Origin of the sequence: Apilactobacillus timberlakei, from assembly GCF_002993965.1 — a bacterium.
GTDB lineage: Bacteria > Bacillota > Bacilli > Lactobacillales > Lactobacillaceae > Apilactobacillus > Apilactobacillus timberlakei.
The window spans coordinates 23420-31498 of the sequence record NZ_POST01000008.1 but is presented as its reverse complement, the minus strand read 5'-3'; the positions used below and the strand labels follow the sequence as shown (position 1 = coordinate 31498).

At 27.0% G+C, this 8079-nt stretch carries 7 protein-coding genes; 5 read left to right on the top strand and 2 right to left on the bottom strand.

Annotated elements, in window-relative coordinates:
• Positions 1-1021 precede the first annotated feature (1021 nt).
• The 3 genes from C7N71_RS07545 to C7N71_RS07535 all read left to right on the top strand — a co-directional run bounded on the left by C7N71_RS07545 (position 1022) and on the right by C7N71_RS07535 (position 4868).
• Positions 1022-1999: an Abi family protein gene (locus C7N71_RS07545; RefSeq protein WP_105988486.1), complete on the top strand. Its 978-nt coding sequence runs from the start codon at positions 1022-1024 to the stop codon at positions 1997-1999.
• 444 nt (positions 2000-2443) lie between these two features.
• The gene (locus tag C7N71_RS07540; RefSeq protein ID WP_105988485.1) at positions 2444-3700 is read left to right on the top strand and encodes an adenine-specific methyltransferase EcoRI family protein; all 1257 of its coding nucleotides are present in this window, start codon (positions 2444-2446) and stop codon (positions 3698-3700) included.
• 4 nt (positions 3701-3704) lie between these two features.
• A complete protein-coding gene (locus tag C7N71_RS07535) occupies positions 3705-4868 on the top strand; it encodes an HNH endonuclease family protein (RefSeq protein WP_105988484.1) in 1164 nt (387 codons plus the stop codon).
• 892 nt (positions 4869-5760) lie between these two features.
• On the opposite strand, the gene C7N71_RS07530 is transcribed toward C7N71_RS07535, so the two are convergent.
• A complete protein-coding gene (locus C7N71_RS07530) occupies positions 5761-6345 on the bottom strand; it encodes a tyrosine-type recombinase/integrase (protein WP_105988483.1) in 585 nt (194 codons plus the stop codon).
• A gap of 140 nt (positions 6346-6485) precedes the next feature.
• Positions 6486-6971, bottom strand: coding sequence for a hypothetical protein (locus C7N71_RS07525; RefSeq protein ID WP_105988482.1), 486 nt, complete (start codon positions 6969-6971; stop codon positions 6486-6488).
• 284 nt (positions 6972-7255) lie between these two features.
• Between C7N71_RS07525 and C7N71_RS07520 the strand changes: the two genes are divergently transcribed.
• On the top strand, positions 7256-7537 hold the full coding sequence (locus C7N71_RS07520; protein ID WP_105988481.1) for a type II toxin-antitoxin system Phd/YefM family antitoxin: 282 nt from the start codon (positions 7256-7258) through the stop codon (positions 7535-7537).
• Positions 7530-7865 (top strand): type II toxin-antitoxin system RelE/ParE family toxin, encoded by a 336-nt coding sequence (locus tag C7N71_RS07515; RefSeq protein ID WP_105988480.1) that lies wholly within the window; start codon positions 7530-7532, stop codon positions 7863-7865. The genes C7N71_RS07520 and C7N71_RS07515 overlap by 8 nt, the downstream gene beginning before the upstream one ends.
• Positions 7866-8079 lie beyond the last annotated feature (214 nt).

Below are 8079 nucleotides of genomic sequence, written 5' to 3'. Positions count from 1 at the left end.
TCAGTAATACATAATTAGGCGTACTAGGACCTTAAAGACTAGGAAGAGCATAGCTCGCTATGCTCGCTAGCTCTCTCGATAGTTAGCCTGTTGCGTGGCTTTTCTTATCGAGAGAGCATGTCTCTTTTAAAGTCTGTTCATCGCTCGGCTCAATCAACAATTATATCTAATTATTAACTCAGTCGAACTTCACAGTATTCAGTTTAAACGCATTCAGCCCTTGTTCCTCCTAGCCTCTACCTTTTACGTCAAAGAGTCGACTTCTTTTTTGTTTTTCGTGATAAATTATAAAAACTCACACTTGCTAGCAGGATTGAATAAAGCATTTCCTAAATTTCCAACCATTTGATTTCTGGTCTTGCCGCTGATTTGTGTTAGCATTTCAGCCAACAAAGGTTCAGCAAACCTGTGTCCTTATACACACGGTCACTACGGTTATGGTCTTCCATAATCACGGGTGCATTTTGTGACGAACAGATAGGGTACCGCCCTCTTATAACTTAATGGAGATATTAAGCAAGATTGTCATTCTTAGTGGATGATAACGCAAATAAAAAGAACTGAACCCCCTTACGTGATCCAGTTCCCAAATTTTACTTAATATCTTTTGCTTTTTCGGATTTTATTTGATAATATAAACCCTGTAAAGTAATCAAAAGAAAACCCATTCTTTTGATTAAATATCAGTTAAGTTGTAGTTAACTGGTATCAACGTAAGTTAGTATTTTCGGTACTAACCTTAAGTAACAAATGATTAAGCCATGATTCCCAGTCATGACTTTTTTTATTACCCAATTTTTTTACGTTAAAGCCGTTTATTTAATTTATACTTTAAGAATATCATAAAAATACATTTTATCAAAACTAATATTTATAATTATTTGAATGTACATAGTTATAAATTAAGGGTCAAAATATAAATTTTATTTGACATCTTATTAAATAAGGATTATATTTAGGCCATAAATCAATCACCCTCAATTAATAATTAATTGAGGGCTTTTTTTTTGGAGTGATATTCATGAATAAAAAACTTAAACAATTAAGTACAGAACAATTACTTGATTTATTTAAAGATAGAGGAATGAATGATTGTTTAAAGAATGATAGAAATATAACATTATTAAATAATATTGGGTATTATGAATTAAAAAGATATTCATACAAATATTATAATGATTCAAAAGAAATTTATAATAATATTTCTTTTGAATCATTATTAAATAGATATTATTGCGATAAAAAATTAAGAAATAGCATTTTAGATGCTATAGAAGATATAGAACTAGCTTTAAATTCTCATATATCTAAAATAATAGGAGCAGCAACAATTCCTGAATCATCGTTAGGTTATTTAAATTTTAGCGATTGGTGTGAAAATAACAAATATAATAAGTACCTTAACAAAACTATGAATGATAATATTATTCAGTGCGAAAAAGACAAATTTTTAAATTCTTTGGAAAGGAAATCTAAAAAGTCTTCTCTTCCAGACATAAGGTCTTACTTTGAAAATAATAGTAGTTCTTATCCCCCAGTTTGGATGATGGTTAATGTATTGAATCTAGGTGATTCAATACATATTTTTAAATTAATGGATATAAAACATAAAATAGCAGTAGCTAATGAATTTAACTGTAGTGTTAAAAAATTAGATAGTTGGCTTATGTGTTTAAATCTAATTAGAAATATATGTTGTCATAATGAAGATCTGATAGACTTAGAGTTAAAGAACCATCCAAAAATTCCAAAAGATTATAAAAAATATTTGTTTAACTATATTATTAAAGATAAAAATTGTAATAATAAAAATATAGTAACTGATAGAATAGCCTTAGTAATAGTAATTATTGTTACACTTATGAAAAATGTAAATCCTTATTATGAATTTAATGATATTAACGAAAAATTAAGTAATTTTGTTAAAACAGACCAGGATGCAAAAACATACGGTTTTAAAAATATAAATTCTCTTAATACAATATTAAATAATTGTTAATCATATAAATGAATCAAAAATAATAAAAAAGATCAGAAAATTAATACCTGATCTTTTTTATTATTTTTGATTCATTTGTCGTTTATGATACCTATTTCATATATATGTTATAAAATTCAAAAAAATAATAAAAAGATTAATAATGATTGTAAAAATGATTTTTTTAAATTTCAGTAAAGATCCAAACGATTTAACTAAAGATTTAGCATATAATTCTTTTGATATAAAAAAATTAGGCCCTTAGGAAAAGAATATATGATAGATTTAAAACAATATGTAATGAAATATCTAAAATGGATAACCTAATAATTGGTAACCCAATTTATTTGTCATTAATATTTTTATCTTTATTATCAGGTGGTTTTTTTATTTTTAGAATTAAAAGAGTAATATTAAAAATGATAAAAAATATATAGAAAGTTTTATAAAGAAAGGAAACTTAATATGGTAAAAAGCACGTTACGTAAAGCAAAAAAAAATAAAAAAGACGAATTCTATACACAGTGGTCAGACATTGAAAAAGAAGTAAATGCTTATATAGAATACAATCCCAATGTTTTCAGAAATAAAACTATTTTACTTCCTGCTGATGACCCTTTTGAATCTAATTTTTTTAAATATTTCGCTACAAAGTTTAACGAATATGGAATAAAAAAATTAATTGCTACAAGTTACGCACCAAGTCCCATAGTTAACACACAATTATCTTTAATTCCAGAACTAGTTGATGAGGATCGTAAAGTTTTTCCTAATAAAAAGGCTTATAAAATTGAAATAAGCGAAGTTCACGATGAAAATAATAATAATAGCGTGAACATTGATGATGTTATTACGAGATTAAAAAAAGAAAAAACTTTGGTCGATTCTGGTAAAAATAGTGATATATTAAGTTACTTAGATGGTGATAAGAATCCAGATGGAGTTTCATCATTTGGACCCGGTGATTTTAGAAGTAAAGAAGTTACTAATCTTCGTGATAAAGCCGATGTGATAATTACTAATCCACCATTTTCACTTTTTAGGACATTTTTAAAATGGATAAATCCTAAGAAAAAAAATTTTTTAATTATAGGTAATATAAATGCAATAACATATAAAGATGTGTTTCCTTTAATTAAAGATAATATTATTTGGCTAGGAACTGGAATGGGAAGATGGATATCAGGATTCATAGTTCCCTATAATTATAATTTGTTTGGCTCTGAAGCAAGGGTTGAAGATGGAAATCGTATAGTTTCGACTAATAACGCCTTATGGTTAACAAATCTTGATCATGGTAAAAGACATCATCCCCTTGAATTGATGACTATGGAAGATAATTTAAAATTTAGCCGTCACAAAAAAATTAAAGATAATGGTTATGAACATTACGACAATTACAATGCTATAGAAGTTCCATATACAGATGCAATACCAAAAGATTACAAAGGGACTATGGGGGTTCCTATAACCTTCCTTGATAAATATAATCCTGAACAATTTGAAATATTATACTTAGGAAATATAAACAGCTTTCCAGTAACAAAAAAATATAAAAATCCAGAACTTCATGATGCAGATTCTATAACAAAAAATGAAATGATAAGTTCGGTATTAGCTATAAAACATGATAAGATTCCAGATAAGAAATACTACACAGCTGACAATGTTAATGGTTACTTAGTTGCACCATACGCTAGAATATTAATTAGAAGGAGATAAATATATGGAAACTAAATTAATTCAATATAAAATTTCTGAAATACTAGATGGATTTGTTTATAATCAGTTTGAAGGTAAAGGTCTATTTGGTCTATCTGGAAATTTAGTAATTCAACCTGAATATCAAAGAAATTATATATATTCTGATGGTAAAAAGGATGTTTCTTGTATTGATTCGTTATTGAAGGGATACCCATTAGGATTAATATATTTTAATAAAACCCATGAAGGAAAATTAGAAGTATTAGATGGACAGCAAAGAATAACTTCTATTGGTAGATTTGTAACTGGAAAATTTGCCATTAAAGATTCTAACGGAAACCAAAATTTTTTCTCAGGACTTAGTTCAGATCAACAAAATAAAATAATGAATTCTAAGTTACTGGTTTATGAGTGTACAGGTACAGAAAGTGAAATAAAAGAATGGTTCAAAACTATTAATATAGCTGGAATTCCACTAAACGAGCAAGAAATATTAAATTCTGTATATTCTGGTAATTTTGTTACTTTAGCAAAAAAGGAATTTTCAAACCCTGAAAATGCCAACATTCAAAAATGGAGTTCATATTTACGAGGTGATGTAAGAAGACAAGATTACTTACAAATTGCATTAAAATGGATTAGTAATGATAATATTGGTAACTATATGTCTAAACATCGTTACGATAATAATATTAATCAATTAAATACCTATTTTAATACTGTAATAGATTGGATATCTTCTTTGTTCAAAAAAGTTTATCCTGAAATGAAAGGATTAAAATGGGGAGAATTATACAAAAGATTCCATAATAATTCATATAATTCTGATGAGATTGAAAATGATATATCTAACTTAATGGAAGACCCTGATGTTACAAAGAAATCCGGAATCTTTGAGTTTGTTCTTGGAAATAAATCTAATTACAGTCTTTTAAATATAAGAAGGTTTACTGTAACAGATAAAAAAACAGCTTACGCAAAACAAACTAATAAAGCAAAAAAAGAAAATATATCTAATTGTCCTATTTGTAATACTGATAAAGAATTCAAACATGAAAAATATATTTGGGACTATAAAGAAATGCAAGGAGATCATATTGTTCCCTGGAGCCGTGGTGGTAAAACAGAATTAGCCAACTTACAAATGTTATGTAAGCATCATAACTCAATGAAATCAAATAATTAGAATATAAATATTTGCTTAATTAATATAATGTACATTAACCGAGTTTAACTCCCCCCACAAATAAACGTTTGTAGGGGGGAGTTATCCAATTTTTTTAAGATTGTTGAATATTTGTTTAGTTAATTATACAGACTTATAAAAAAGACAACCATTGGTTGTCCTTTTTATTAAAATTAGTTGTCCAATGGTTGTCTTTTTTTAGAATAAATTACAAATATTTTACTAAATTAGGCGTCTACTAGTTGTCTTTTCAATCATTTTTGTAAATATATTAAATATTATCTTCACCAATATAAATTCCGCCACGGCGGAGAGAAAGCAAGATGCTTCCCCAATTTCTCCTTGTCCTGTTTCATTTTTATTTATAAAAACTGAAAAAGATTAACAGAAAAAAAGAAAAATACAAAATTCAAAATCATTTTTAGAAAAATGATGGGACTAGATTTTTATATTTTTATCGCATAAAAAATTCAAAAACGAAGCTCAATACATTTCGCTTCAGTACCATTTTTTTACTCAACTTGATATTTTTTTAATAGTTTTTTTATTCAAACATTGTTACGACAAGATAATATTTTTACTCTTAAAATAAATTAAGCCAAGAAAAAAAGGCATCCTTTTTATTATTGGTTCAAATGTCTCACTATAATTTTAATTAGCAATATAAAGCTCAAAATTGACTTACAATAGATCTTAATAATAGGCATATTTATATAATTAAGAATATAAAAAATCATTAGAGATTATTTTTTATAATGAATTAAACATTAATTGATTATTTAATTTAAGAAAAAGTAATTATGAAAAGCAATAATAAATCAAATAAAAAGCAACAAATAGCGACAATAGAATACTTAATTAACGCTTTATAGAAATATAAAATAAATTTAAATTAACCAAAATCAATATGATTTAAAATGTTTTCGGTGGATTCACGATCTAGTCCTAAATATTTTAATGTCATAGCTTGAGATGAATGATTCAAGAGGTTCATGACTAAACCAATATTGTAATTGGATTGCACATAAACACGATAAGCTCCCGTTTTACGCATCGTATGGGTCCCTAAATAGTTAATGTTTAACAGACTGCCAATTTTCTGCATGATCCGATAAAACTGGCGACCATCAATGTGCTTGTCATTTTCGCTGCTAGGAAATAACCACTTTGATTGGATATCATTAGCTGCTAACCATTGTTGGTATTGAATTAAATCTTTTTCTACAGGTTTTAAATATAAGTTATTGGGTTTACCCGTCTTTTGATCATGAATGTACGCATTAGCTTTAATCTGGCCTTGTTCATCAAAAACATCATGATATTGTAAAGCTAAGACATCACTCACGCGTAGGAGCGTCGCTTTCCCCACTTGAAAAATGGTTAAGTTACGCCGACCCCAACGAAAATTATGTAACAGGGTATCTTGCACCTCCTGTAAAACATTGGAATCTTTAATTGGATACACGGTTTGTTTCATGGTCAAAAATCCTCTCTAAATAGGTATCATATATTAACATAATTATATAATAACACCTATATAAACCAAAATAACACCCCACAACCGCCTGTAAGGTAATTGTGGGGTGTTATTTGTATATTATGATACCCATATTAAATTTACAATTGTTCAATGAAAGAATTCAATGCACCCTTAAATTTATTAGAATCAATCCATTCAGAATTTTTTAAATTATATTCTTGTTTTAAAATAGGAAGTACTCCTTTTTCAAAGATACCTTCATTTATACCATTGTCGGTAATTAACATTATGGGAAGATCTAAACAAAATCCCATTGCACCTTCAATTTGATTCCAAACTGTAGAATGAATTTCATTTTTAATATCTTTTTGACCATTAGCATTTGGTTTACGAATACCTTCTTTTATTAACTCTTGAGGTGTTCCTAATACTATAACTCCTGAACAATCATTCATCTGTTTTTTTATAGCGTCAATTGGAGCATCATTGGAAAAATGATCAGCTCCTATCGTAACAGTTTCGATATCTCTATCATTTAAAAATTGAATTAGTCTTTCAACTGACTCTTCATAATATCCACCTACAACATTTGCTCTACTTAAGAATACTTTATACTTAGACATATAAATCCTCCGTTAAAATATTAATTTATTATAGATAATAATACTATATTCATATACTTATAAAAACACCCTTATATAAATATTATAATTAAATATTTATATAAGGGTGATAATTAGTATAGAAAAACTCTAGGATTAAAATATAAATGAAAAAACTAAATCTTTTATTTGTATACGTTAATAAATATAAAAAAATAAATAATATAGTGCAATCTTTTTAATTTTCTTTAATAACTATATATAGTACACTATTAAGTAACTTAATAGTTAAAGGAGATGATTATATGACATTAGCAATTACACAAAGCACCTTTAGAACACAACTAAAAAAGTACCTAGATCAAATTAGCGAAGATAATGAAACTGTATATGTTACTAGAAGCAACAACTCATCTGTAGCTGTAGTAAATCAAGAAAAATTAAATTGGTTAGAAAGATACGCTAGAGCTGAAGATGGTACAAGAGACCATGCAATAGCAAGAGACCAATTAATTAGGCAAAAAATTATTGCGCCTGACCCTATAGTTAGATCTAATGAGAATTACTGGGGTCAATTTAATGAGTAGTTTAAGATTTAGACCCAGTAAGGACTTTAATATTGAACTAAAACGACTATCAAAAATGGATAAATCTATTGTTTCAGAGGTAAAGGAAGCTATTGAAATGTTACTAGAAATGAACAGTCTTCCCAAGGAATTTAAAGATCATCAATTAAAGAATGAATTAAGCGATTATCGAGAATTTCATGTTAGAGATACTCCTAAAAACAAACATCCTAATCAAATTAATGACGTTATTATTACCTATTCAATTAATTATGGCGATTTAGTTTTAACTGCTATCCATATCGGAACACATAAAAAAATTTTCTATAATAAAAAAAATCTCAGATAAATTATCTGAGATTTTTTATTGTATGTTGTAAAAACAATACATAAAAGGAATACTATTTCCAAATATTACTGATATAAATATCATCTTGTTCTACAGAATCCACATTTTCGATATCAACATTATATTCTTCCATAATTCTCATCTCCTTATATTATAAATATAATAACACTTAAAATTAGAAAAGTCTAATTGATTTTTAATTAAAAAATAGTAT

Bases quoted from the DNA above. Each gene is read 5' to 3' on its own strand.
- C7N71_RS07520 (WP_105988481.1), top strand. From the start codon at position 7,256: ATGACATTAGCAATTACACAAAGCACCTTTAGAACACAACTAAAAAAG.
- C7N71_RS07525 (WP_105988482.1), bottom strand. From the start codon at position 6,971: ATGTCTAAGTATAAAGTATTCTTAAGTAGAGCAAATGTTGTAGGTGGA.
- C7N71_RS07540 (WP_105988485.1), top strand. From the start codon at position 2,444: ATGGTAAAAAGCACGTTACGTAAAGCAAAAAAAAATAAAAAAGACGAA.
- C7N71_RS07535 (WP_105988484.1), top strand. From the start codon at position 3,705: ATGGAAACTAAATTAATTCAATATAAAATTTCTGAAATACTAGATGGA.
- C7N71_RS07530 (WP_105988483.1), bottom strand. From the start codon at position 6,345: ATGAAACAAACCGTGTATCCAATTAAAGATTCCAATGTTTTACAGGAG.
- C7N71_RS07515 (WP_105988480.1), top strand. From the start codon at position 7,530: ATGAGTAGTTTAAGATTTAGACCCAGTAAGGACTTTAATATTGAACTA.
- C7N71_RS07545 (WP_105988486.1), top strand. From the start codon at position 1,022: ATGAATAAAAAACTTAAACAATTAAGTACAGAACAATTACTTGATTTA.